This is a genomic window from Breoghania sp. (assembly GCF_963674635.1).
Lineage (GTDB): Bacteria > Pseudomonadota > Alphaproteobacteria > Rhizobiales > Stappiaceae > Breoghania.
Genome location: NZ_OY771475.1, coordinates 1,941,147 through 1,967,868, shown reverse-complemented (window position 1 = coordinate 1,967,868; position 26,722 = coordinate 1,941,147). Strand labels below are relative to the sequence as shown.

Here is a 26,722-nt window from a genome sequence, read left to right as displayed (position 1 = left end):
GATATATTGGTGCGTGAATATAAATAAGTAAATAACAGTGCGTAATATTCGGAATATAATAGTATATGTATTTAGTCCGTATTGTGATTATTCGGTTGGAGGTAGTGGGGGATATATTGGTGATTTTATGCGTTACATGAATTGTCTTGTGATTTGCATGTTTGTAGTGAGGTCGGTCGTCTTGCTCGGCAATAACAAGCAGCCTTATCTCTCAGTCTAAAGTCGCATTAAAGATCAATATCGAAGCTGCGTGGTGCTCTTTGATGTCTTCTCTGAAACAAACTAAAATCTCCCAAGTCGTAAAAGACGCATGGGAAGCCGGAAAAGAGATTAACCTCGACGGTATCGGCTACGGCAGGATACACTGGGGCAATCGAACTGATATTAAAGACAGTCCGCCACCGTATTACTTCTTTCTCGCGGGGCTGGTGCGGCGCTACGGCTTTAGGCGCATCTTGGAAATAGGTACACATTGGGGCGGCGCGACCCGCGCCATGGCGACTGGTGTGCGGGCCGGTTTGGATGCGCAAATCGTGACTGTCGACATCACGACAGAGAGCGATGGAAAGCTCGATGCTTTCCCGCAGATCCGGAAAATAGTCGGCGACGCGAACTCTGAGAAGACGTTTGATGAAATTCTCGACGCCTTCGGGTCTGCCCCTATTGATCTTGTTTATATCGATGCTGCGCATTTGACCGCGCCGACATTGGCTAGTTTTTCGCTCTACAGCGCGGCCCTTAAGCCAAAGCTTATCGTATTCGATGACATTACGCTCAACGACAAAATGAAAGAAGCGTGGCGTTTGATCAGCGCTTCTTTGCCCTCCACTGCCTATATTAATGCAGCTGAAGTAATTAGAGAGATACGGCCGACCGGAGATGGATTTGGGGTTGTTAGGCCTCCGCGTCCGGAAAACACGGTGTTTGTGCATATCAACAAATGCGGCGGATCTGCGGTAAAGCAATCCATCAAAGACAGAAACCCATCTGCTCGAATTTGTGATTTTGTTTTTTCGGAAGAGTATCGTTCGTATGGCTATGAGCGCGCGTCTGAAGATTATGATGTGTTTATGTCACACATTGGCTTCGACGAAGCCCAGAGATTGGGGGGGCGCCTTGTTACTGTGCTCAGAAATCCGATTGAACGGTTGATATCGTTATATAATTTTCAGCATTACAGAACCCCGGATCATGATCCTGGCGATGTGTTCAAAGATGTTGCAAAATTGAGCTTTCACGAGTTCTTGGAGTCGGACGACAAGAGAATTGTTGTGAGTCGCCAAAATACAATGACGTATCAATTGGCTAAGTCTCATATGTTCCCTCAAAGGAGTGAACTTTCTGACTTGTCCGACGAAGAGGTCTTGCAGCTGGCGCTTGACAATCTGAAGACGTTCGATGCCGTAGGAATACTTGAAAGGCCCTCGACATTGGTTCCGATTATTGGTGGAGAGCCGATGGATGTCGTTAATAATACAAAGAGGAAGTACTTCCCAGATTTGAGAGATGAACGTACAAGGAATCTTGTGTTCTCATCGATATATTTGGATATACAGTTGTATATGAATGTACTGGCCTTCTTCGAAGGGTAGGCGTCTGTCGCCCAAAGACAGGATGCGATCGAAGTCATGTGGATGACGTTGTTCGAAAGAAGGTATGGTGCGGCGGGAGCCAATACGCTTTGAATGCGTCGATTCAAGGCGTATTGGCCCCTGCACAATACCTTTATGGCATTCGTGGATACATGTGCAGGGGCGTTACAGCTTAAATCTGTGCATCTGCCGGACGGCTAACCTGTAGGGCCTGCTAAGCCATTATCGAGATAGGCTGTGGGTCTGTTGGTTCCGCATCGCTGTTGTCTGGAGGGTTGGGCGTTGCTTTTAGCTATGTTTTTCCATTTGGGTTTGCAGGCACTCAGCGAATGAATGCGCATCTGGGCAACCTAATAGGGGTGGTGGTCCTATAGCGGGTTTGGAGTGCTCTCACTCTGAACGGGGCAGCGTTCTGACCTGGTCGGATTGTTCGTCTATCAAATCGGCCCGTTCAGTCGCGGCTTTCCAGGGAGCTGTTTTGAAACGCAGCCCCGCTGATGTTCTGAGGGGATGCTGCCGGGCCGAGGTGGCGGCAAACCGGATGGCTTGCGTGAAATAGCGTAATTATATGCGCGTAAACGTATAAAAGATTCAATACAAATGGTGAGACAAATACCAGTGTTTGTGAAATGTTAGTAAAAAATTATTAATATAAGTATAGATCGCGGGATATCTACAATTAATAGCCTTTATTAACGGATATAGTCTAAAAGATGCCGCAGGTAGAGTGGTGAAGGGTGGGCCAAGCGGTTGGGTATTTCCTACATGAAGGCGTCTAGTAATTCTCTCCTTGTGGCAGCGATCGATCAGCTTGCTGCCAATGTCATGATTGCCGATCGCGATTATCGGATCGTCTACATGAATGATGCGCTGCGTCAGCTGCTGCATGACGCGCAGGAGAGCATTCGTGACGGCTTTCCGAGTTTCGATGCCGATAAGCTGGTCGGACGCTCGATCGACGAGTTCTACGAAAACCCGACGCATCAACGCAGCATGCTTGATCAGCTGACCGGCGAGGATCAGACCTTGGTCACCCTCGGGGGCAGCCGGTTCGATTTGAGGACCAGGCACATCCTTCTCAAGGGCAAGCGTATCGGCACCGTGGTCGAATGGGCGGATGCTGAGAAACGCATTCGTGCCAATGAGAACAGCGCGAAGGTCGAGGCCTTGTCCCGTTCCCAGGCGGTTATCGAGTTTACCACCGACGGCACGATCCTCGACGCCAACCCCAATTTCCTCAACGCCATGGGCTACAGCCTTGAGGAAGTGAAGGGCCGGAACCATTCCATATTCGTCGACGAGGCCTATGGCGCCAGTTCCGAGTATGTGCGTTTCTGGGACGAACTGCGCGACGGTCGGTTTCAGCAGAGCGAGTTCAAGCGCCTGGGCAAGGGAGGCAAGGTTGTCTGGATCCAGGCCACCTACAATCCGATCATCGATGCGCACGGCAATGTCTACAAGGTGATCAAGTTTGCGACCGATATCACCGACGCGGTGATGGCGCGCGAAAGGCGGGCTGAAACGCAGCGCCAGATCGATGCCGAGTTGAACGAGATCGCGGCCTCCGTGTCGGTCACGTCGGATCAGGCGACCTCATCGGCCTCAACATCGGCGGACACTTCCGAAAGCGTACAGGCGGTCGCGGTCGCGACGGAGGAGCTTGTTGCCTCCATCCAGGAAATCAGCCGCCAGGTGCGCGATGCACATGAAATCTCAAATCGCGCGGTGGAGCAGGCCGACAAGTCCAGCCAGATCATGTCCGGCCTGACCGAAGATGCCAGAACCATCGGCAACGTGATTGAGCTGATCGACAGCATTGCCAGCCAGACCAATCTTCTCGCTCTCAACGCCACCATCGAGGCGGCGCGGGCGGGCGAGGCGGGCAAGGGCTTCGCGGTCGTGGCCTCGGAAGTGAAGAGCCTCGCCTCCCAGACCTCCAGGGCGACGGAGGAGATTTCCGTGCAGGTGGAATCCGTTCAGACCACCACCGCCAGCGCGGTGGAGGCGATCGGCAACATCATGGAGATCATCTCCAGGATCAGTGAAATCTCTGCTGCCATCTCCTCCAGTGTGGAGGAGCAGACCGCGGTCACCAGCGAGATCTCGCGCAACATGCAGGTGGCCTCCAACGGTGTGGATGCGCTGACGCGGAACATCCAGGCGATTTCCACCACCACCGCGGATATTGACGCCGCCACCCAGAAGGTGCGCGCGGCCTCCGCCTCGGTGGTTTGACAGCCCCGCAGGCCCCCGCCCGGTAGCCAGACACAACAAAGCCCTCGGGACGCATGGTTCCGGGGGCTTCTTGTTGAAAGGGACAGGGCTTGTGGCGTAGGCAAAGGAGGGCGCGCGCATGAGCCCCTAGGAACTTGTCCCCTCGCGGCCATAGATGTCCTGGTAGCGGATGATGTCATCCTCGCCCAGATAGGAGCCGGATTGCACCTCGATCAGATAGGTGGGGATCCTGCCGGGGTTTGCGAGGCGATGACGCGCGGCCAGCGGAATGTAAGCCGACTGGTTCTCCCCAAGCAGCTGCGTTTCCCCGTCAATGGTCACCTCGGCCGTTCCATTGACCACCACCCAGTGTTCGGCGCGGTGCACGTGGCTTTGCAAGGAAAGCTGGGCCCCCGGCTTCACCATGATACATTTCACCTGAAAGCGCGCGCCCTGGCTCAGCCCCTCATACCAGCCCCAGGGCCGGTAAACCCGCTTGTGCTCAATGGCTTCGATGCGGTTGTCGGCTTCAAGCCGCTCAACGATGCGCTTGACGTCCTGCGCCTTGTCCTTGTGCGCGACCAGCAGCGCGTCGCGGGTATTGACCACGAGGACGTCGCTCAGGCCCAGGACGGCGACGCTCGCCTCCGCCGAATAGACGAAGCTGTCACGGGTGTCGAGAAACAGACTGTCGCCCAGTGAGGCGTTGCCGTCCTTGTCGGCGGGAAAGACCTCGCGCACCGCCGACCAGGAGCCGAGGTCGCTCCAGCCCGGATCCATCGGCACACAGGCCACAGTCCCCGTCCGCTCCATGATCGCGTAGTCAAAGGAAATGTTCTCGATCTCGCCGAAACGGGCCGCATCGAGACGGAGGAAGTCGAGATCGGCTGTCGCCGCATCAAGCGCCGCTTCCGCCCTTTGCAGAATGGCCGGCGCATGGGCCTCGAAGGCGGCGCGCATGGCGCGGGCGGAAAACAGGAAGATGCCCGCATTCCACACATAGTCACCCTCATCCAGATAGGCCTGCGCGCGCTCCCGGTCGGGCTTTTCCACGAATTCGAGAACCTGGCGCACATCCTCGCCTTGCGGCTCGCTCGCCCCGATCGCCTCACCCAGATGGATGTAGCCATAGCCCGTGTGGGGTTCGCTGGGGCGGATGCCGAAGGTTACGATGTATCCCGCGCGCGCGGCCTGCTCACCTGCGCGCACGGCGTCGAGAAACGCCGCCTCATCCGCGATGAGATGATCGGAAGGCAGCATCAGGATTAGCCCGTCGGCATCCTCGCGCTCCACCATCAGTGTGGCGATGGCTGCAGGCGCTGCCGTGTTGCGACCCTGCGGTTCCAGCACGATGCGTCCGGCCTCAAGCCCGGCCTCCACCATCTGCTCGCCACACAGGAAACGATGGTCCTGGTTGGAAATCACCAGCGGTGCGCCGAAGCCGGGCCCCGATACCCGCCGACAGGTCTTCTGAAACAGGCTCTCGGTGTCGAAGATCTGGAGAAATTGCTTGGGGTAGGCCTTGCGCGAAAGCGGCCACAGCCGGGAGCCGGACCCGCCGGACAGGATGCAAGGATGGATCATGGCAACGCTTACCCTTCAACGCATGTTCGCAAGTCTGCGCGGGCAAACCGGACCGTCATGTTCCCGACGGCGATTCCGCGATGTCCGCCTGCGTCTCCTCTTGTGCGCGAAACTGCACCCAAAGGGCAACCGAAACGGCGCGCAAGATGCCAAAACCGTGATCCCTGACCGTTAACGGGGCGGGCCCCCGGAGGGGACGACATCTTCCGAAAGTGGGTCCGCTCAGAGATCCCCGCACAGCGGTGTGAAATGCGATCGATATGTTAAGTACATGACTTGACTTGATAATCGGGGTTCTGCGACAAAACAGCACCATGTGCAGATAGAGACTTCGCGCGTCGCCGCATTCTTGCCATTATGTTAACAGCGACCGGCACAGTTTCTCTTCCCGATGCGCAAAGCGCGTCATTTAGCGAGGGAGAAGAAACAAGAAGACCCACAAAAAGGCGCTGACTGCCGGCAACCAGCCGTCCTTGATTGCGGACGAAACGCGGTGGCCGGGTCACTTTGACTTTCGGGGCGTTCCGGCCTTAGCGGGCCTGCCTTGTCGTGGTCATCGGTCCAGAAAGAACATATGGAGTGCGCCAAAATGATCTCTGATTGCCGTTTTGATCTTCTGGAAAAAATTTCGCGCTACGACGTACCGGGGTGTGCGGATTTCATCCCGCTCAATGCGATCCGGGCCGCCTTGCCGGCCTATGACGAGGAATCCGTGAAGACCGCCGTGCGCGATCTGTGCTCGATGCATTTCGTTGAATTGAAGGATGGTCGCGTCGCGATCACCGAAATGGGCATCGCCGCGATGTGCTCGCTCTGACCTGAAGAGCTTCCAGAGCCCGCGCCGGAGATCCGCGCTGAAGGCAGCGCTTCGTGTGCGGGCAAGAGCTCCGGACCTTGCGTCCCGGGAGCTCGCGGCGCCGGGACGAACAAGAACGACCAATAGATCCGTTTCGTACCGGCGCCGTTTCACCTGATGCGCCGCCGCATGCGGCCCGCAGCGGCTCAGCGCGCTACAGCGCGCCGACCTGGATGGTTTCTGTCGCCTGTGCCGATTGCAGCACGATCACCGGGGTTCCCAGCGGAACGCGGTCGTAGAGATCAATGATGTCCTGGTTGAGCAGGCGAATGCAGCCCGACGAAACCGCCTTGCCGATGGAATGCGGTTCGTTGGTGCCGTGAATGCGATAAAGCGTGTCGCGGTTTCCCTCAAAAAGATAAAGCGCGCGCGCTCCCAGCGGGTTCTGCAACCCTCCCGGCATGCCGTCCTTGTAGGGCGCCACCTTGGGGTCGCGCTCGACCATCTCCTTTGGGGGCGTCCAGGTAGGCCACGGTTCCTTGCGCTTGATCTTGGCATTGCCCGACCAGCCAAAGCCCTCACGCCCGACGCCTACGCCATAACGCAACGCCTTGCCGTTGCCATGAACCAGATAGAGGAAGCGCGCATTCGGATCGACGACGATGGTGCCCGCATGTTCCGGTGCCGGATAGTCGATATACTGGCGAAGGTACTGCGGCGGGATGGTGCGCAGGTCGACGGCCGGCACGTTGACCCCGTTGTCATAGAGCGGCCCGTACATGCGCCGATACCCCGGATCGAGCCGCGGGTCGGCCAGCTGCTGCGGGGCCTGGCGGATGCGAGAGGAGGAGCACCCGGCAAGCGTCAGCGCAAGCCCCGCAACGAGTGCGCGGCGGCTGATGCCGTTGCCGGAGGCTGTCTCTGTCGTATCCTGCGCGCCGTCATCGCCGGTTCCGGCGTCGTGGGAAAACATCCGTCGAATCATCTCTCTGTCCTGCCTGGCACTCACTATGCGCCAGATTCCGCGCCCCTGGCATCCGCATCATCGCGGTGCTGGTCTTCCGGTACTACGAAGCGATGCTTGCGCGGGGCCGTAAAGCCGGTTGCGCCGACTTCGGTTTTGATTACAGGCGAATAACGGTCAACGTCGGGGTTTTGTTCCCAGCTGCCGTCTGATTGCGGTCGCGAAGTCTCGGCTCGGGGAGAGCGGAGTGGTCGTTTCGTTTTGCGCAAATTACCGGACAAAAACCTTATCATCGGCCCATGTCCGCGATAGAGTGGATGTCCGGTCAAGTAAAGGCTGGCGAAAAGACGTAGCGGAAAGATGGGGATGTTGCTTTCAGGGGGCTTTGGGGGCTGTGGATAGCGACCGGCTCGACCAGATCGTCACAGCGTTTTACGAAGCAGCCATTGATCCGGATTTATGGCGGCCGGCCGTCAATGATTTCGCGCAGCTCATCGGAGCTGTCAGCACCCATGTCATGGCCTTCGACAAGGCACGCAACCAGGAGACATTCGGATTCCTGGAGACCGTCGATCCGGTAGACTATGACAAATATGTCAATGACTACCTGCCCTCTGACATTCGTGTGCCGCGCATTCTCGGCGCGCCGGTCGGCAAGATTCTGCGCGATCCCGATTTCTGGAGCGAGGACGAGAAGCGGATAAGCCCGGTCTTCAACGATTTCTTTCTTCCCAAACGGATTTTTTCCATCACCGGCGCGCAACTGGGGATGGAAGGGCACACGACCTGGTTCGGCGTGGGCCGGACCGAAGATATCCCCTTCTCCGAAGAGGAAGTGGGCGCCATCGCGCGCGTCTTGCCCAGTATTCGCCAGGCGATGCGCCTCGGTCTGTCCTTCTGGCATGAGCGCAACAGCAAGCGTGTCCTCAGCGACTTGTGGTCTGCAACCGGGCGCGGGGTGGTCATCGTCACCCCGACCGGTCTCGTCACCCATATCAATGCGGCGGGCGACGCCTTGCGGGCGGCGGGCGTTTTCCGCTTGACCGGACATCGCCTCGCCTTCTCCAACAATGCGCTAGCCCTTGAATATTCGACAGCGCTGGCGGGGGTGAACGCTCGCAATCCGAAACCCATCAATGGCTCGATGGGCGGCGCGAAGGGGCGCGCGGGGGGCGGTATGGCTGGAGCCGTCTTCACGCCCGATGGCGAACAGATCGGTGTGCGGTTCCTGCCTGTACTTGATGGCGGCGGGCCGCGAGGCTCCATGCTGGTTGTGCTGTTCGTGCGCCTGTCGGGCGAACCCGCGCCCGAAGCTGCGGAAATTGCCCAGTTTGGCGGGCTCTTCGGCCTCACGGCCAGTGAGCAGGGGGTGGTTGGCGCGATCGCTGGCGGCATCGACATGAGCGACTACGCAAGGATGCGCGGTATTGCGCTCGATACCGCCCGCAAGCATCTCAAGTCTGTGCTGCTCAAGACGGGCTGTCGCAGTCAGAAGGCGCTGGTCAGGCTGATCGAGCGCTTCTGCTTCATGCGCCTGCGTTAGGGGCATCAGCAAGATTGGACAGGCGGCGCCACCGAGGCCATAGAAATGAGGCCGAAAAAAAACTGGGCCGAAAAAAACTGGGCCGGAAAATGAGGCCGGAAACGAAAGGGCGCTGCTCCAGCCAAAGGCCGGGGCAGCGCCAAGTCGCAAGTCGCGTGAGTACGAAAGCACTCCAAACCGGGTCAAAGTCGCTCGAACGACCAGGAGGGTCATCCGTATGTCCCGTTTTGAAAGATCGAAACGGGTGACCTTGCCGACGATGACTAGAACGCCCGCCCACCGGCCCCCGGTCCTGATTGTCCGCCGCTGTAAGGGATCTCGACTGACAATAGCTGCATTGAAAACGTTTGCCGGCCAATCGACGACCCCCATTTGGGGGGGGGCGGCATTCCGGGTGATCGCAGGTGCGGGTGCGCCGGTCTGACGTGTTGTTTGTGCGACTTGTGTGAATTCAACGAAGCCGATGCTGGCGCTGCCGGATCTGAATCCCTATTTTCGCTCTCCCGTCGTCAGGCCGCCCGGGATCGGGCGCATCACGCGACAAAGAGCGAAAGCGCGAAGAGTTCATGTCCGAAGTCCAGACCCCGTCCCCGCATGCCGCCCCCGCAGCGCCCGCCGCTGTTGCTGCCTCCATCGCCCGCCGCATCGCCGGCGAAATCGGAGCGCGGCCGGATCAGGTTTCGGCCTCGGTGGAATTGCTGGATGGCGGTGCGACCGTGCCTTTCGTGGCGCGCTACCGAAAGGAAGCAACCGGCGGGCTCGATGACAGCCAGCTGCGCACGCTGGAAGAGCGCCTGATCTATCTGCGCGAACTGGAAGAGCGCCGCGCCACGATCCTGAAATCGGTCGATGAGCAGGGCAAGCTCACCGAGACGCTGGCAAACCAGATCCGCGCCGCCGACACCAAGGCGACGCTGGAAGATCTTTACCTGCCCTATCGCCCCAAGCGCCGTACCAAGGCGCAGATCGCCCGCGAGGCGGGGCTGGAGCCGCTGGCCGATGCGCTGCTGGGAGACCCCACCCGTGATCCGCAAGCCGAGGCTGCCGGTTTCATCGATGCGGAAAAGGGCGTGGCGGATGCCAAGGCCGCGCTCGATGGGGCACGTCAGATCCTCACCGAGCGCTTTTCCGAAGACGCCGCCCTTGTCGGCAAGCTGCGCGATCATGTGGCGCGCACCGGCACTGTCGTTTCGCGCGTTGTCGAAGGCAAGGAGGCGGAAGGCGCGAAATTCTCCGACTATTTCGATTACTCGGAAAAGTGGGCCGATATTCCGAGCCACCGCGCGCTCGCCCTGTTCCGGGGCCGCAACGAGGGCGTTCTGTCCATCGATCTCAACGCCGAACCGGCGGCCGATGGCGGGTTGTCGCCCGCAGAAGCCATGGTCGCAGGCGCTTTCGGCATTGTCGACAAGGGGCGTCCGGCCGATAGCTGGCTTGTCGAGACCGCGCGCTGGGCGTGGCGGGTCAAGATCGCGCTCCATCTGGATCTCGATCTCATGGGCTCGCTTCGCGAACGCGCCGAGGAAGAGGCAATCCGCGTTTTTGCCCGCAATCTGAAGGATCTGCTGCTGGCGGCACCCGCCGGGTCGCGCCCGACGCTGGGCCTTGATCCCGGCATCCGCACCGGGGTGAAGGTCGCCGTCATCGATGCGACCGGCAAGCTGGTCGACACCGCCACGGTCTATCCCTTCCAGCCGCGAAACGACGTGGAAGGCGCGCTCGCCGTGCTGGGCGCGCTGTGCCAGAAGCACAAGGTGGAACTGATCGCCATCGGCAACGGCACCGCCAGCCGCGAGACCGACAAGCTGGCGGGCGAACTCATCAAGCGCATTCCGGGCGCCAAGCCCACCAAGGTCACCGTGTCGGAAGCAGGGGCGTCGGTTTATTCCGCCTCCGCGCTTGCCGCGCGCGAAATGCCCGATGTCGACGTGTCCTTGCGTGGTGCGGCTTCCATCGCGCGCCGTCTGCAGGATCCGCTGGCCGAGCTCGTCAAGATCGAGCCCAAGGCCATCGGCGTCGGCCAGTACCAGCATGACGTCAACCAGACGCGGCTCGCCCGTGCGCTCGATGCGGTGGTCGAAGATGCGGTGAACGCCGTCGGCGTCGATCTCAACACCGCTTCCGCCGCGCTCCTGTCACGCATTTCGGGCCTCAGCGAGAGCCTCGCGCAGGCGGTCGTGGAGCAGCGCAACGCCGCCGGGGCCTTCAAGAACCGCAAGGAACTGCTGAAGGTTTCCCGCCTCGGTCCGAAGGCCTTCGAGCAGTGCGCGGGCTTCCTGCGCATTCCCGATGGCGACAATCCGCTCGATGCCTCCTCCGTCCACCCCGAAGCCTATCCGGTTGCCGAAAAGATCGTGAAGGCCTGCGGGCGCGACCTGCGCACCTTGATGCGTGAGCCCGGTGCGCTGAAGTCGCTCGACCCGGCGGAGTTTACCGACGACCATTTCGGCCTGCCGACGGTCCGCGACATCTTCAAGGAACTGGAAAAGCCGGGCCGCGATCCGCGCCCCGAGTTCAAGACCGCGAGCTTCCAGGAAGGTGTCGAGACGCTCTCCGATCTGAAGCCCGGCATGGCGCTGGAAGGCACGGTCACCAATGTCACGAATTTTGGGGCCTTCGTCGATATTGGCGTCCACCAGGATGGTCTGGTCCACGTCTCGCAACTGGCCGACCGCTTCGTTCAGGATCCCCATGCGGTGGTGAAGGCAGGCGACATCGTTCGCGTCACCGTTCTCGACGTCGACATTCCGCGAAAGCGCATCGCACTCTCCATGAAAAAGGATGTGGGCGCGGCCCGCGAGGCTCATGCCGCGCGCGGCGAAGGGCCTGCGCGCGGTGGGGCCGGCGGTGGCAATCGCGGGGCCGGTCAGCCTCCGCGCGGCGGGGATAAGCCGCGTGGCGGGGGCGTGGACAAGTCCGGCCGCGGACCGCGCGACAAGGGGGGCAAGGGCAGCCATGGGGGTGGCTCTTCAGACGCCGGAAACAGCGCCCTGGCCGCCGCTCTGGCCGAAGCCATGAAGCGCGGCCCCAAGCGTTAGGCGCGAAGTTTGAAGCCTGCGTGGGGCTTCAAAAGAAAGGCCAATCAACTCAGTGTCTGATCGAAGGCGTTCGAAAGAGAATTCGAACGCCTTCGAAACGCATGTTTCAGGCCGCCTTGCGCCCCGCACGCCAGACATTGACATAGTTTGAAAAGAACACGATCGCCCCGCCGATGAAGACGTAAGGATCGAGCGCTTCGGCATAGGCAAGCGCGCCGACGAAGGCGATCAGCGGCAGGCGCAGGAAGTCCATCGGCGCGACGACGGAGGCGTCCGCATGGCGGAAGGCGCGCGCCAGCGAGAAATGCGCGCTGAGCCCGCCAAAGCCCACCACGACCACCCAGGGAACCACCTGCCAGTCCGGTACGATGGGCTGACCGAGCAGGATCACGCCCGCCATCACCGCCTGCATCAGCGTCATCCAGAAGACGATGCCGAGCGTCGTCTCGGTGCGCGACAGCGACTTGGTGATCATGATGTTGGAGGCAAAGCACACGGAAGAGGCGAGCGCCGCGATCTCCCCGATGCCGACTTCCGTGACCCCCGGACGGACCACGATGAGAACCCCGATGAAGCCGGCGATGGTCGTCCCGATCCGCCAGCCCGTGAACCGCTCGCCCAGAAAGAACGGGGCGGCCAGCGCCACCCAGATGGGGGAGGTGAATTCCAGTGCGAACAGCTGGGCGAGCGTGATGTAGCCGACCGCGAAGAACCACAGGTTCTGGCCTGTGAAATGCGCCACGTTGCGCCAGAAATGGGTGCCGATGCGCCGGGTTTTCACCTGCCCGAACTTGCCCGTCACAGTCAGCACCGAGGCCACCACCGCAAAGCCGATCAGCGAGCGGTAGAACATGATGGAAAAAGTGTCGAGATGGCCCACCAGCTCGCGCCCGGCCACCGCCATGGCGGAAAAGGACAGGAGGGCGAGGAGCATCCAGGCGGCGGCGTAAAGCGGCTGGCCGGTGTCTGCGGGAAGGGCCGACTGCGTTTCGTCGCCCGTGGTCTCAGCGCGCGCACGCGCCTGTGCCTCGCTCATGCGTTTATCCCCCCAAAAAAAGGCCTGTGGCGTTTCGCCCCGCTGCCTGAGCGTTCATGAACGCCGGTCATTGCGCTCCCGCAGCCGTCTCCCTGGAGAGTGCGTTTATCGGAGATCGACCTGTGCGTCGAGCCGAAAGGGGGCCCGGCGAATAGGCGATCGTGTCTTGCACGTTGGCCAGAGGTAGCAAATAATATAACTGTAAAAAATAACTATTTTATTCCCGACGGCTCCTTGCGGCTGGTTTTCACGGAGATGTTCATGCGCCGGTTTTTCCTTGTGTTGCTGTTGCTTGTCATGGGGGCGGGGCCTGCCGCTGCCGAAAATGTCTCGAAAACGGTGAAGGCAGGCCGGACAACAACGGTCTACACGTTCGGATGGTATGGTCGCGACAACTGCCGCGCGATGGCATTTCCGCAGCCGACGGTTCGTCAAAAGCCGCAGCATGGCAGCGTCAAGTTCTTCAAGGGAACCGGGCGGATCGGCGCCAAGGGCGGCAAATGCGCCGGGCGGCCATTGCCGTTTCTTGGCATTCAATACACGCCCGCGCGCGGGTATCGCGGGAAAGACAGGTTCTCAGTGACTTACAGTCGGTTCGTCTACACGAACACGCAACATCAGACCGTCTCTTCGATCAATTTCGATCTGAATGTGAAATAGGCCGATGGCCGGAGCGCACTGTTGATCCGTAAAGCAAACGGATTGACCTGCGTAGCGCGGCGGCCTATCGCATTGCCACATGAACCACATCACGAAGATCGCGCTTGGCAGCGTCCTTGTCGGACTGGCTGTGCTGGCCCTGAAATTCGCAGCCTTCTGGCTGACCGGGTCCGTGGCGCTCTATTCGGATGCTGTGGAGTCGATCGTCAATGTGGCCGCGGCCATGGCCGCGTTTCTTGCGGTGCGCTACGCCGCCAAGCCCGCCGACCAGAACCACCCCTACGGCCACCACAAGGCGGAATATCTCGCCGCCGTGCTGGAAGGCGTGCTGATCGTGCTGGCGGCAATCGCCATTCTCTACGAAGCATGGAACGCCTTTCTGAGCCCGCGCGTCCTCGATCAGCCGTTCATGGGTCTGGTTGTCAACGGCCTTGCGGGTGTCCTGAATTTCGTCTGGGCGCGCTACCTGATTTCCTCCGGAAAGCGCTATCGTTCCCCCGCCCTTGATGCCGATGGCCGTCACCTCATGGCGGATGTCTGGTCCTCCGTCGGCGTGGTCGCGGGCGTGGCGCTTGCTGCCTGGACCGGCTGGCTGATCCTCGACCCGCTGCTCGCCGCCATCGTGGCCGTCAACGTGTTGTGGTCCGGCTGGGGACTGGTGCGCGAATCCGTCGGCGGGCTGATGGACGAGGCGCCCGAGCCCGCCATTCGCGAACGCATTCGCAATGTCATTTCCCTGCATGCAGACGGGGCTCTGGAAGCCCATGACCTGCGCACCCGGCGGGCGGGCCAGAAGACCTTCACCGAGTTTCACCTTGTTGTGCCCGGCTCCATGACGGTGGCCGATGCGCACGAGATTTGCGACCGCGTGGAGGAGGCCCTGCGCGAGGACGTGCCCGGTTCCATCATCACCATTCATGTGGAACCGGAAGAAAAGGCCAAGCATTCCGGCGTGATCGTGGTCTAGGCGGGGCGTGATTTAGCCCGTTTCGGCAGGTGCGGCCCATCCTTCGAGACGCCTGCTCGCGCAGGCTCCTCAGGATGACGTTGAGGGTGCGGTTGATCTGCAGTGATGACCTGAAGCCGTGGCCTTTCTCAACAGCCAGCCACACACAGAACGTCATCCTGAGGAGCGGTCGTCAGACCGCGTCTTAAAGGATGGGCACCCGGCACGGCCTCTCGTCATCTCGGCGTCCCGGTACTGCCGAATGGCAAACCCGCTCTCCGCCCCATTTGCGATCTCACGCTGCGGACGGTCCTCTTGCAGCCTTGCCGCCGTCCTTTCAACGTTCTACAGACGATGAAAGAGACGATGCGGTCCTGAACGCCTGAACGGCGAGGGGCTCAAGAGGGGAAGCCGGTTGCGCACCGTTTGGCAGAATCTGGGCCGGATTGCCCGCGCCAGTCGCGCGATCCCGACCACCGACCTCTATTTCGCCAATGCCTGCTGCGACTGGGTGCGCCCCACGCCGGGGCGCCGCACACCTGTGGTGCGCCGCATCGGGGCGAACAGTTTTCTTCACGGTGATCAGGCCGTCGTCTGCCGCCGCGACACGCCCCGTGTCATTGACGCCCTTCTGGGCGATCCGGCGCTGAAGCTCACCTATGTGATCGACGACGATCTGGATGCGGCCGATCGCGACACCACGCTTCCCGGCGACTATCGCGCGCGGTTGAAGCGCCTGCGCGATGGCCAGTACCGCGCCCTTGTGGATCGCGCGCGGACCATCGTCGTGCCAAGCCAGCATCTGGCCGACAAATTCGCGGCCAGCCATGAAACGGTGCAAATCGGCCCGGTCTGGGCAGGCGATGCGCCGACGGATGCCCATTTCAAGGCGTTGGAGACCGGCGGTGTCATCGACATCGCCTATCTCGGGTCGGTCACCCACGGGGCAGACCGGGCCTTCGTCTCCAATGTGCTTCAGGCCGTTCTGGCGAAACGCGACGATGTGCGCGTGACCATGATCGCGCGCAAGAAGCTCGGCACATCGCTGGATGGCCATCCGCGCCTGCGTCTGCGCCGTCCGCTGCCCTGGTCGCTGCATCGCGCCCGTCATGCGCGCCTGCGCTTCCATCTGGCGCTCTATCCCATGCTCGACACGCCCTTCAATCAGGGCCGTTCCATCAACAAGGTGATCGAGCACGCGATGCTGGGCGCGGTCGGGCTCTATAGCGCCGATTGGGCGTTTGCCGACCATATCGGCCATGGCGAGACTGGGCTGCTGGTGGAAAATGACGAGGCGGCCTGGGTGGCGGCGATCCTGAGCGCGCTGGAGGATCCCGCCGCCTTGCGCGCCATGCAGGTGCGCGCGCGGGCAAGCGCCGCCATCCTGAACGATCCTGCGCCGCAGCGCCGCTTCTGGGCGCAGCAGCTGGGCCTTGATCTGTGACCCTCAGGCCTCCGCCACAGCCTCGCTGACAAGGCGTTCGACAATCGGCTTCAGGCTGTCCTGCCAGGGTGGCAGGGTGAGCGAGAAGGCGTCTTCCAGCTTGGAACAGTCGAGCCGTGAATTGGCCGGACGGCGCGCAGGTGTCGGATATTGCGCAGTGGTGATCGGCTCCACCTCAAGGCTCGGCCCGCCGAGGGCCGCGGAGGCCTTGAAGATCACACGGGCAAAGCCGCACCACGACGTCTCCCCCCCACCCGCAAGGTGATAGATGCCAGCCCGGCCCTTCATGCCCTCATAGCCGATGGAACGGGCAACGCCCAAAAGCGCATCGGCAATGTCGAAGGCGGAGGTGGGCGATCCGATCTGGTCGTCCACCACGGTGAGACGATCCCTGGTCGCGGCAAGGCGCAACATGGTCTTCACGAAATTGCCGCCAAAGGGGCTGTAGACCCACGCGGTGCGGAAGACGAGCGCCTGCGGATGCGCCGCAATCACCGCGTCTTCGCCCGAAAGCTTGGACGTGCCATAGACGCCGAGCGGCCCGGTCGGATCCGTCTCCACATAAGGGGCGGCTTTCGAGCCGTCATAGACGTAATCGGTGGAGAGGTGGAGGAAGGGAACACTGAGGGCGCGTACGGCCTCGGCCAGCCGCCCGGCGCCGTGCGCATTGATCGCGAAGGCCTCCTCGCGGCTCTCCTCCGCCTTGTCGACGGCGGTGAAGGCGGCGGCATTGATGACGGCCGTCGGCTGGAACGCGAGGGCTGCTTCCGGCAATCCTGTGAAGCTTGCGAGGTCGAGCGTCTCGCGCCCCAGTGCCAGAAGCGGCACGCCGCGCAAGGCGGCGCGCTCGGCAAGTGCCTGCGCAACCTGTCCGCTGCGCCCGACCACAAGAAGCCTTGGGCTTGTGTTCATGCCTTCAACAACCCCAGTCTTTCCCCGCCATAGGTCTTCTCCCGCAAGGGGCGCCACCATGCCTCGTTGTCGAGATACCAGCGCACCGTCTTTTCAAGGCCGGTCTCGAAGGTCTCTTGCGCCCGCCAGCCAAGCTCGTTCTCAAGCTTCGTGGCATCGATGGCATAGCGCGCATCGTGGCCGGGCCTGTCGGCGACGAAGGTGATCAGGTCCGCATGGGCGTGGTCGCGGGGCGCGAGCCGGTCCAGCGTCTCGCAGATCCGCCTGACCACATCGAGATTGGTGTGCTCGTTGCGCCCGCCCACATTGTATTTCTCGCCGAGCCGTCCTCTCGTCAGGATCGTGTGGAGCGCGCGGGCGTGATCTTCCACATAGAGCCAGTCGCGAATATTGGCACCCGTGCCGTAGATCGGCAGTTCCTTGCCTTCCAGCGCGTTCAGGATCACCAGCGGAATGAGCTTTTCCGGGAAATGGTAGGGCCCGTAATTGTTGGAGCAGTTGGAAATCACCACCGGCAGGCCGTAGGTGCGGTGCCAGGCGGTCGCCAGATGATCGGACGCGGCCTTGGAGGCCGAATAGGGCGAGGAGGGATCATAGGCCGTCTCCTCGCTGAAGAGCCCGTCAGCCCCCAGCGATCCGTAAACCTCATCGGTGGAGACATGCAGATAGCGGAAGGCGTCGGCTTGCGAACCCGGCAGGCTGTCGCGATAGCCGCGTGCCGCCTCCAGAAGGCGGAACGAGCCGGTGATGTTGGTCTCGATGAAATCCGCCGCGCCCGTGATGGAGCGGTCCACATGACTTTCCGCCGCCAGATGCATCACGGCATCCGGGCGGTGGGCCTCGAAAATCCGCTTCAGCGCCACGCCGTCACAGATGTCGGCCTTCTCGAACGTATAGAGCGGGTTTCCCTCTATGGGTGCGAGGGAGGCGAGATTGGCGGCATAGGTGAGCTTGTCGACATTCACCACCTTGAGGCCGAGGTCACCCACCAGATGGCGGCAGACCGCCGATCCGATGAACCCGGCCCCGCCGGTCACGAGGACGGTCTTCACGTCTTGGTTCAGGGAGCTTTGCAATGCGTTGTCTCCGTCAGGATCGAAATGGGTTTTGAAAAAGGGATCATGCGTCAATCGTCATACTGGAAATGCACTGGCAGGTCTTTCAGACGCGGGTGCTTGCGGTCCTTGTCGGAAAGGATGGCCTCTTCCGGCGCGACGGGCCAATCGATGCCGAGATCCGGGTCATCGAAAGCGAGCCCGAAATCGCAGTCGGGGGCGTAATAGCCGCTGACCTTGTAGAGAAATTCCACGTCCTTGCTGAGCGTGCAGAAGGCATGGGCAAAGCCTGGCGGCACCCAGAACTGTCGCCAGTTTTCCGCGCTCAGCTCGACCGCCAGATGCTCTCCGAAGGTGGGCGAGCCGTGGCGGATGTCCACGATCACGTCGAGCGCCACCCCGCGCGTGACCCGCACCAGTTTGCCTTGCGCATGGGGCGGGCTTTGAAAATGAAGCCCTCTGATGACCCCGCGCTCTGCGGAATAGGAATGGTTGTCCTGAACGAAATCTGCCGTGATGCCGGCTTCGGCCAGACGCGCCTTGTTATAAACTTCTGAAAAAAAGCCACGCTTGTCCCCGTGCTTCACCGGCGACAGGAGCCGTGGCCCCTCGATATGAAATGTCGTCACCTCCACGCCTTATGTCTCCCTTCGTTCTCTCTATCTAGGCTGGCAAAGCGCCGGGGCGAGGGCTGCCGGCCGATGTCCGTTCAAAGGCCCGTGTCGGTTGTCGTGAAATTCTGTTCCACGACCGTCGTCAGATATTCGCCGTAGCTGTTGTTGAGCCGCGCGGCCAGGCGAAGGACATGGTCCTTTCCGATATAGCCGAGCCGCCATGCGATTTCTTCCGGGCAGGCGATCTTGTAGCCTTGGCGCAGTTCCACCGTCTGAACGTAATTGGCGGCTGCCAGAAGGCTGTCCGCCGTGCCGGTGTCCAGCCATGCGGTGCCGCGCTGAAGCCGCACGACCTTGAGATCGCCGCGCTTCATGTAGGCCGCGTTGACGGAGGTGATTTCCAGTTCGCCGCGATGCGAGGGCTGCACGTCATGTGCGATCTCCACCACGTCTGCATCGTAGAAATAGAGCCCCGTGACCGCGAGGTTCGACTTCGGCTGCTGGGGTTTCTCCTCAAGCGAGATCGCGCGTCCGTTCTCATCCATCTCCACCACGCCGAAGGCGCGCGGATCGGCGACCGGATAGGCAAAGACGGCGGCGCCGTGTTTCAGCTGGGCTGCCTGCTGCAGCACCTGCGTGAAACCGGCGGCATGGAAGATGTTGTCGCCCAGCGCCAGCGCGCAAGGATCGCCATCGATGAAGCGCTCGCCGATCAGAAAAGCCTGCGCCAGTCCGTCGGGGGCGGGCTGCTCGGCATAGTCGATGGAAATGCCCCAGTCGCTGCCATCGCCCAGCAATTCGCGGTAAAGCGGTAGCGAGCGCGGCGAGGAGATGATCAGCACCTCGCGAATGCCCGCCAGCATCAGCGTCGACAGCGGATAATAGATCATCGGCTTGTCATAGACCGGCAACAGCTGCTTGGAGATCGTCTGTGTGACCGGATGCAGCCGCGTCCCGAGCCCGCCGGCGAGAATGATGCCCTTCATGCGCGATCCCTTTCGCTTGGACCTTGGCATTTTGAGGTCTGGAATGGACCGAAAGTCTCGTCAGGTCCAGTCCAATAGCGGTTTGAATAGCTCGAAGGCTATATGGTGGAAGCTATATAACACATTGAAAGGAAATGGCTATACGAAACGAGGCCTCGGAGGGGGGTGCGGACTGTGGGGGCGGCCAAGGGTTTTTTGCTAGCTGACTGTGTGGAAAAGAATCTTGGGGGCGCTCTCGTCGATTCGCGGACGCTTCACCACAATTGCGCCAGCCAGGAACTCTTTTTGGCCACTCTGGGGGCTTGCGAGTGATAGCCACGCACGAAGTCGATATCGCATGTGCTGAACTCGCTGAGGAGGCGCTCGACGATCGGATCGTAAAAGGCGGCGATCTTTTGCGTCATGGCCTCATCGACGATGTCCCAAGAGATGCCGGGTTTCTTCTTCGCCAGGTGCGTGAGAATGAGCTTGCGCAAGCTTCCCTTGCTTGGGGCGTCCATATCGCTCTTGTTGATGCTGCGCAGAAGCTCGATTGCCTTGGGAGAGGGAGAGGGGTTCACCTGTCCGCTGTTCCAGGAGTAGTCCGTTTTCCTGAAACGCTTGACGCCACACAGCTGGAGCAAGTTTGCGAAAATCTCATCCTGCGCCGTCAACTGCTCATAACTGTGCAGGGCAAACTCTGTCTGCGGCCCGAGTTTGCGCCAGCCCGACAGGATCGCCGCAAAGTCCAGCAGGTGCCTGCGGGTTTTTATGCTCCAGTCAAACCATTCCTCCAGACTGCGCGCCTCGCCGCCCTTGACCGCCTGAATATAGGACGACGGGACCCAGTTGATCGGGTCGCGCAAGGCCGCGTAGACCATCACCTGTGTGCCGTCCAGCGCGCGGGCCCAGGTGGCGTAAATGTCATCGGTGAAGGTCCACCACAGATACTCCGAACTCAGCACAAGGGTCTGCGCGCCCATCGCCTCCGCTTCGCGCCGGGCGGCGGAGACATAGGCGTGAAACTGTTCCTTACGCTCTTGCGGCGTGTTCGGAAGGGCTTTGCTGTGAATACCGTGGGCGGACGGGTGAAGCGAGGCGGCGATCAGGTGATGCGCGTCGGACGCGATGCCGAGATCGGGATAGCAGATATCCATCGACCGCAAGGTGCGCATGTTCTTGTACAGAAAGTTCTGGAGCGCGGAGGAGCCTGTTTTCGTCGCACCGATGTGGAGGATGACTTTCATGGATTGCGCCTGCGCTCTAGAAGAATTTCGATTGGTTTCGCGTGAAAAATGAAAGGAATGATGAATTTGCCTATGAAACCGGTCTCGTGCCGGCGAGTCCAGCCAGAGCCTGGATCACGGCAGTCGGGTTTTCCGCTTCCGCCACCGGCAGCAGCGCGGCGTGTGGATATGTCTTCAGCCGCTCCGCCGGTGCGCCAATGTCGAAGGCAACAATCGGCATCTCCAGCGCCATCAGCTCTGCCGTCACATAGGAATAGGTTTCCGGCCAGATGGAGGGAAACAGGCAAACGTTGATCTCATGGGCTTCCAGAATGTCCGGCAGGTGTTCCGCTTCATAGCGTCCGGTAATCGTCAGGTTGCGCAGGCTTATGGGATTGCTCAGCACACCGATGACGACGACCTGCGCCTCCGGTTGTACCTTGAGAAGCTTGCGCGCCAGCGCCTCAACCACGTGAGCGCCCTTCTGGTGACTGATGCCGCCTACAATGGCCACGCGCAGGGCTTGTCGGTTTCCCAGTGTCGGCTTGCGCGAGAAGGTGACGGTCGGGTCATGCGGGCGGACCCGGACCCTCGGCGCGCAGGCGGGGTAGATCCGCAAGAGATGCGCGCGGCTGTCCTTGGAAAAGCAGGTCACTTCATCCGCGGCATCGACAAGCCGCCCCCAGGCCTCACGCCAGGCCCCAATCGTCGAACCGGTCGGATTGGCTGCGAAGGCGTTCTTGGGGAGACAGGACAGGCACTTTTCCTGCTCGGGCAGCCCGCAGAAACGCCCGGTCTTGTTCAAAAGCGTGTAGGCCGGGCACAGCGGATAGAAATCATGCAGCGCCATCGTGAGGCGCGCGCCGGTTATCGTTTTCAGCCGCGTCAGGAACTCCACAACGGAGAGCGGGTCGCGATGACCGACGAGATTGTTGAAGTGGATTTCCTGCGGTGCGATCACCTGCGAAAGCAGCGTCTCCACCTCATCCAGCGATGCCAGCGTCACGTCGAACCGGCTTTGCCGGATGAGCAGACGGAGATTGAAGGGGGAGGGATCGGCCTGCGAACCCGCGCGCTCATGCAGCAGCAGCACGGGCTGTCCGCTCTCAAGGCGGCGGGCAATCATCTGCGCACGGAAATGGTTGGCGCCGCCGCCCTTGTCGTGATCGACGATGAGCACGGGCTTCGGCATGGCCTGCGCGGCGATCATGAACGCGGCGGCGGTCCGTGATGGCAAAACCGGATCGGAATTGATGAAGGCCTGGACCTGGCCTTCATAGGCGGGATAGCGCTTCTGCAGGATCGCCAGATGCGTCTTGTTGAGCCGGGTGCGTGTCTCGCTGTCAAAGGAGCCGCCATGCACATGGCGAACAAACAGGTTCTCCGCCATGATGTTGCGATAGCCCGCGGCCGCTGCACGAAGACACCAGTCGTTTTCCTCGCCATAGCCGAGCTCGAAGGTCTCCGCGTCGAACGGGCCGATCGTCTGCCACAGCGAGTGGTTCACCGCCATGCAGAAGCCGACCCCGGTCGGCAGCTCAAGGGGCGGCTCGGAGGGCGCGATACACTGAAAGGCAGCGTCGATCTGGGCCAGTGTCACGTCGGGCCACATGGGATTGTCCCGGCACAGGGTCGGAAAGCTGCAAATGGTCGCCGCATTGGAAAAGGGCGTGACGCTGGCGACGTCCTTGCTGGCACGAAGGGGGCCTACAAGCCGTTGCAACCAGCCGGGCGGGACGACCGTGTCGCTGTTCAGGATGACGAAATCCGTGCGGGCGTGGTGCGCCCCCTCATTGACCGAGCGCACGAAGCCCCGGTTCTCCTCGTGCTCGATGAGCACGACATCCGCAAACGGCTCAAGCAGCTTGCGCAGATGCGGGCGGACGCGGTCGTCGGGGCTGCAATCCTCGATGACCACGAGGCGGTAGGCACCCTGCGTATTGGCCTTCAGGCTCGCAAAAAGCGGATCCAGATGCTGGAAACCGTTATAGACCGGGACGATGATATCGACCGGCTCTTCAAGCGCGGGGGGACAGTGTTGCGGCACAAGGCGGTCAAGCACGTCGCGAAACGGTATCGCGGGCACGTCGTTGGCGGAGCGCGCACTCAAAAGGCCCAGGATCTCGCGCTTGAAACGGCCGAAATCTCCGCGCGCGATCCAGCCTGCCGCCATCCATATGTTGGACGGCGTCGCCTCGCGCCAAACCTCCCGCGCCAAGTGTGCCAGATTGATGCGCGCGCGGCGAATGCGCGCCGTGATTGTCGCCTTGCCACCGTCCGCGCCATGCAGCACGAGGCGCAACCTCCGCGGTTTGAAGCGCGGCATCGGGCACGTGGCGGCAAAACCGGAGTGGAGCGCCTGGGGCTTGCCATAGGTGTCACGCACATCGGGGCGCAATTCGCCATGCTGGATTGCAATGGCGAGGCTCTCAAGTTCCGGATCCCGGCCTTCGATGAAGGCCTCGATCGAAGTGACGTCCCCATGCTCGAAAAAAGCCCAGCCGGAAACGACGATCTTGGTGTCGTTTCTTTCGCATCGGTCGAAAAAGTGGCGCGGCTGCGGGGCGGTCTGGATGCTCATGTGCTTCAGGGAGGCATTTTCCGCCTGATACGGCAAGGTCGGCCTGGAGTCTGTGCGTGATCGGGGCGTGATTGCTATTGGCTGTTTTCTGGTCTCACGCAGCCTTTTGACGGTTTCTGCCCTACGCTTCAAGAACATTGTGGCGACCGTAAGATACGGTTCTTGAAGCCGGAATTCGCGGGAGACGGTCCATCTTCAGGAAGAATTGGCTGCAGCTTCGGGCTTTGACGGGTGTTGCGGGAGAGCCCCCCTATGCCAGGGCGCCACTGTTCTTGCGCAGGATAAATTGGTTTGTAGGATGAAGTGACACAACGTAAGAAAACCAGAGCGTGTAAGGCTTCGGGCCGCCAGGGAATCGGTCTTGAACCATACCGACGGCTCGGGGTGTCCGAGAGGTTGTCACTCCTGCGGATGCGGGGCACGATCGTTGAGGGAGGGGATGATGGACCGCATTGTTGTCAGGCCATTTGGAAAACGCTTCTGTCTGGCCTTGCTGCTGGTTGCGGTTCTGGCGGTTCAGTTCTGGACGCAATCGCGCTACCCGGCGCTCAATGAAAAAGCCATGATGAGCGGGGCGATCCAGCTTGAGGATCCGCTGGGCTTTGAGGCCAAGTTCCCGCTTTCGCCCGACGACACGATGGGTGAGCGGATCGCCAAATCCACCGGCAACTGGATCAAGACCAACCAGCGCGGGATGACCTTCGGCATCCTCTTTGCAGCCGCTTTCCTGACCCTTCTGGGTTATGTGCGCAAGCACGGCTTCCGGAACGGCTTTTCCAACTCCGCCATGGGGCTCGTCATTGGTGCACCGCTGGGGGTCTGCGTGAATTGCGCCGCGCCCATTGCGCGCGGGCTCTATTCCGGCGGGGCGCGGGCGGAATCGACGCTTTCCGCCATGATCGCCTCGCCGACGCTCAACATCGTGGTCCTCACGATGCTGTTTTCCATCTTTCCCTTCTACATGGCGGTGACCAAGATCGCGCTGTCTGTGGTGATGATCCTGATCGCCGTGCCGGTCATCTGCCGGTTCCTGCCGCCCGAACAGCTTCAGGCATCGGTTGCAAAGCGCGCCGCCCACGTCACGCCGGATCCGCACACAAGCGCCACCGAGCAGGAAAGCATCATCTGGGCATTGTTCTATTTCGCCAAGGACTATGCGCTGAACCTGTGGTTCATCGTGAAAACGACCTTGCCGCTCATGATCCTGGCCGGTTTTCTGGGTGCGCTGGTGGCCAGTCTCGTGTCCGCCACGCTTCTGGAGGGAGCTGCCTTTGGGGCAGTCGGTCTCCTCGCCACGGCGGTCGTTGGCACCTTTCTGCCCCTGCCCATCGGGCTCGATGTGGTGGCTTCGGGGGCTTTGATGCAGGCAGGGCTGGCGCCCGGCTACGTGATGACGCTGCTTTTCACGCTCGGGATTTTCTCGGTTTATTCCTTCTTCATCGTCGCCACCGCGATTTCCTGGCGGGCGGGATGGCTGCTGGCGGCGGTGATCTGTGTCACCGGCATTCTGGCCGGTCTCGGTGTCAGCCACTATCACAAGTGGCAGAGCGAGCGGGCGCTGAAGACCCTGCTCGGCTGGGAGATTTCGCTGGTCGGTTCGGCCCATGCGGGCGAGATGTCCGATGTCAAGGTGATGGAGGTGGATGGCGCGACCGTCACGGTGACGAAAAGCGATTTCGCGCCGCGCTCGGCTGCCGGCGAAAAGCCCTTCACCCGCAAGGAAGCCTGGCATTCCGGCATCGACAAGCCGACCGAATTCTCCTTCGCCGACATGTGGCCCCCCTTCTGGGAAGGGCGGTCCATAAGTGCTGGCGACTATGACCGCGACGGCAATGCCGACCTCGTCTTCGCCTCCACGGAGAAGGGCCTCTATTTCTATAACGGCGATGGAAAGGGCGGATTTGCGGCGGCAACGCCCGATATCGGCAAGGTCGCGGATATGCCCGTCTTCAATGCGGTGCTGGTCGATGTCGACAATGACGGCTGGCTGGACCTGTTCATCGCCACCTACAGGCAAGGTAACTTTCTCGCCAGGAACCGGGAGGGGCGCTTCGATTTTGCGAAGCTGGAAACGGTCCCCAACCATGAGAGCGCGCTGTTGACCCTGGCGGCGAGTTTCGGGGACATCGACCGCGACGGCGATCTGGATCTGGCCCTCGGCAATTGGGTGGCGGGCTGGTATCGCACGGTGCCGGGCGAGGAGGCGCGCAATGCCATCCTGTTCAACGAAGGCGGTTCGTTGTTCGACGGCAGGCTGGTCGATCTGCCGGGTATTCCGGGCGAGACCCTGTCGATCCTGCTCTCCGACTTCGATGTGGATGGCGATCAGGATCTGCTCGTCGGCAACGACTTCGAGATCCCGGACATGTTCTACAAGGGCGACGGCGAGGGCAATTTTCGCGAGATCACCCGCGAGGACGGCCTGATCCCGATGACGACGACCACGACCATGACGCTGAAGACCGCGGATCTGGCCAATTCCGGCAAGCCCGCCATCTATGCGGCCCAGATCGCGGGGCGCTCCTCCGGTGTCTCCTCCAAGCTGAAGATGCGCTCGCTCGACTATTATTGCGACGGCATCGAGCGCGCGGAAGAGGCCGCCATCTGCAAGCGGAACATGGCGATCAAGCGCTGGTACAAGTCCGGCCACAGCTTCGATCCCGGTTTCGCCGGCAAATGCGCCGAGCTCGAAGGGCGCTATCAGAGCGAATGCAAATCCATGCTGGTGAAGGATCTGGCGATCCAGAACCGCGATCCCTCCATCTGCCAGCTCATCCCGAAGGACGCGCGCCGCGCCCGCCAGCTGTGTGAGATCCACTTCCGCCCGGCGAAAAAGCCGAGCGAGGCGGAGTTGGCGAAGACGGTGCCGCAGATCCTGCGTCGCAACGTGTTGCTGGAGCCGAAAGGCGATGGTGGCTTCACCGAGACGGCGGAAGCCGTCGGGCTGGATGTGGGCGGCTGGAGCTGGGACACCAAGATCGGCGACTTCGACAATGATGGCTATCAGGACGTCTATATCGTCAACGGAACCTGGGTTCCCAACGAGGTGAGCCCGTCGAACCTCTATTTCCGCAACAAGGGCGACGGCACCTTCGAGGAGGCGACCGATGCGTTCGGCCTTGCCGATTACCTTATTACCGCGTCGGCCTTGCAGCTCGATCTCGACGGCGATGGCGACCTGGATTTCGTCACCGCCCCGGTCAATGGGCCGGTCATGACCTTCATCAACAATTCCACCACCGGCAACGCCATCGTCTTTGCCTTCAATGATCACATTGGCAACCGTTTCGGCATCGGCAACCGTATCGAGGTCCGGGCGGGGGATCGGATGTGGTCGCGCGAGATCCAGCTTGGCGGCGGCTTCATGTCCTTCGACCTGGCGCAAGCCCATATCGGACTGGGGGATGTGGAGACCGTGGACAGCGTGAGCATTCACTGGGCAGACGGCGGTCAGACCGTCATCGAGGGGCCTCTTCCCGCAGGGGCCCGCTACCTGATCGAGCGCACGGCCCGTGCGGTGAACTGAAGCGAACCGAACTGACACCCGGACAT

The 26,722-nt window shown here is 61.2% G+C and carries 18 protein-coding genes; 9 read left to right on the top strand and 9 right to left on the bottom strand.

Annotation, left to right across the window (positions count from 1 at the left end; all coding sequences use genetic code 11):
• The first annotated feature begins 263 nt into the window (after positions 1-263).
• Entirely contained in the window at positions 264-1,592 is a 1,329-nt protein-coding gene (locus tag ABGM93_RS08680; RefSeq protein ID WP_321505357.1) for a class I SAM-dependent methyltransferase, read from the top strand.
• Between the two features lie 765 nt (positions 1,593-2,357).
• Positions 2,358-3,827, top strand: a complete 1,470-nt coding sequence (locus tag ABGM93_RS08675; RefSeq protein WP_321505355.1) for a PAS domain-containing methyl-accepting chemotaxis protein — start codon at positions 2,358-2,360, stop codon at positions 3,825-3,827.
• Positions 3,828-3,953: 126 nt separating this feature from the next.
• On the opposite strand, the gene ABGM93_RS08670 is transcribed toward ABGM93_RS08675, so the two are convergent.
• Entirely contained in the window at positions 3,954-5,390 is a 1,437-nt protein-coding gene (locus tag ABGM93_RS08670) for a mannose-1-phosphate guanylyltransferase/mannose-6-phosphate isomerase (RefSeq protein WP_321505353.1), read from the bottom strand.
• A gap of 589 nt (positions 5,391-5,979) precedes the next feature.
• Between ABGM93_RS08670 and ABGM93_RS08665 the strand changes: the two genes are divergently transcribed.
• Entirely contained in the window at positions 5,980-6,207 is a 228-nt protein-coding gene (locus tag ABGM93_RS08665) for a hypothetical protein (RefSeq protein WP_321505351.1), read from the top strand.
• A 193-nt stretch (positions 6,208-6,400) separates the two neighbouring features.
• On the opposite strand, the gene ABGM93_RS08660 is transcribed toward ABGM93_RS08665, so the two are convergent.
• Positions 6,401-7,171 (bottom strand): L,D-transpeptidase, encoded by a 771-nt coding sequence (locus ABGM93_RS08660; RefSeq protein ID WP_321505349.1) that lies wholly within the window; start codon positions 7,169-7,171, stop codon positions 6,401-6,403.
• Positions 7,172-7,397: 226 nt separating this feature from the next.
• Between ABGM93_RS08660 and ABGM93_RS08655 the strand changes: the two genes are divergently transcribed.
• Together ABGM93_RS08655 and ABGM93_RS08650 are read left to right on the top strand one after the other, a co-directional pair.
• Positions 7,398-8,693, top strand: coding sequence for a helix-turn-helix transcriptional regulator (locus tag ABGM93_RS08655; RefSeq protein WP_321505344.1), 1,296 nt, complete (start codon positions 7,398-7,400; stop codon positions 8,691-8,693).
• Between the two features lie 566 nt (positions 8,694-9,259).
• Positions 9,260-11,731, top strand: a complete 2,472-nt coding sequence (locus ABGM93_RS08650) for a Tex family protein (RefSeq protein ID WP_321505342.1) — start codon at positions 9,260-9,262, stop codon at positions 11,729-11,731.
• A gap of 106 nt (positions 11,732-11,837) precedes the next feature.
• On the opposite strand, the gene ABGM93_RS08645 is transcribed toward ABGM93_RS08650, so the two are convergent.
• Complete coding sequence (locus ABGM93_RS08645; protein WP_321505340.1) at positions 11,838-12,767, bottom strand: DMT family transporter; 930 nt, start codon at positions 12,765-12,767, stop codon at positions 11,838-11,840.
• Between the two features lie 99 nt (positions 12,768-12,866).
• Between ABGM93_RS08645 and ABGM93_RS08640 the strand changes: the two genes are divergently transcribed.
• From ABGM93_RS08640 to ABGM93_RS08630, 3 genes are all read left to right on the top strand, one after another.
• Positions 12,867-13,427, top strand: a complete 561-nt coding sequence (locus tag ABGM93_RS08640; protein WP_321505338.1) for a hypothetical protein — start codon at positions 12,867-12,869, stop codon at positions 13,425-13,427.
• A gap of 79 nt (positions 13,428-13,506) precedes the next feature.
• Positions 13,507-14,394 (top strand): cation diffusion facilitator family transporter, encoded by an 888-nt coding sequence (locus tag ABGM93_RS08635; RefSeq protein WP_321505336.1) that lies wholly within the window; start codon positions 13,507-13,509, stop codon positions 14,392-14,394.
• Between the two features lie 394 nt (positions 14,395-14,788).
• Positions 14,789-15,817, top strand: a complete 1,029-nt coding sequence (locus ABGM93_RS08630) for a hypothetical protein (protein WP_321505334.1) — start codon at positions 14,789-14,791, stop codon at positions 15,815-15,817.
• Between the two features lie 3 nt (positions 15,818-15,820).
• Here the strand turns inward: ABGM93_RS08630 and rfbD are convergent, their stop codons facing one another.
• The 6 genes from rfbD to ABGM93_RS08600 all read right to left on the bottom strand — a co-directional run bounded on the left by rfbD (position 15,821) and on the right by ABGM93_RS08600 (position 23,170).
• Entirely contained in the window at positions 15,821-16,729 is a 909-nt protein-coding gene (rfbD, locus tag ABGM93_RS08625; RefSeq protein ID WP_321505332.1) for a dTDP-4-dehydrorhamnose reductase, read from the bottom strand.
• Positions 16,726-17,781 carry a dTDP-glucose 4,6-dehydratase gene (rfbB, locus tag ABGM93_RS08620; protein ID WP_321505330.1) on the bottom strand — a complete coding sequence of 352 codons (1,056 nt, stop codon included), beginning with the start codon at positions 17,779-17,781 and terminating at the stop codon, positions 16,726-16,728. The genes rfbD and rfbB overlap by 4 nt, the downstream gene beginning before the upstream one ends.
• A gap of 74 nt (positions 17,782-17,855) precedes the next feature.
• Positions 17,856-18,419: a dTDP-4-dehydrorhamnose 3,5-epimerase gene (rfbC, locus tag ABGM93_RS08615; RefSeq protein WP_321505328.1), complete on the bottom strand. Its 564-nt coding sequence runs from the start codon at positions 18,417-18,419 to the stop codon at positions 17,856-17,858.
• Between the two features lie 74 nt (positions 18,420-18,493).
• Complete coding sequence (rfbA, locus tag ABGM93_RS08610) at positions 18,494-19,384, bottom strand: glucose-1-phosphate thymidylyltransferase RfbA (RefSeq protein WP_321505326.1); 891 nt, start codon at positions 19,382-19,384, stop codon at positions 18,494-18,496.
• A 254-nt stretch (positions 19,385-19,638) separates the two neighbouring features.
• Entirely contained in the window at positions 19,639-20,610 is a 972-nt protein-coding gene (locus ABGM93_RS08605) for a hypothetical protein (RefSeq protein ID WP_321505324.1), read from the bottom strand.
• Between the two features lie 70 nt (positions 20,611-20,680).
• Positions 20,681-23,170, bottom strand: a complete 2,490-nt coding sequence (locus ABGM93_RS08600; RefSeq protein ID WP_321505322.1) for a glycosyltransferase — start codon at positions 23,168-23,170, stop codon at positions 20,681-20,683.
• Between the two features lie 442 nt (positions 23,171-23,612).
• On the opposite strand from ABGM93_RS08600, the gene ABGM93_RS08595 reads away from it, so the two are divergent.
• Entirely contained in the window at positions 23,613-26,696 is a 3,084-nt protein-coding gene (locus tag ABGM93_RS08595; RefSeq protein ID WP_321505320.1) for an FG-GAP-like repeat-containing protein, read from the top strand.
• Positions 26,697-26,722: the final 26 nt, after the last annotated feature.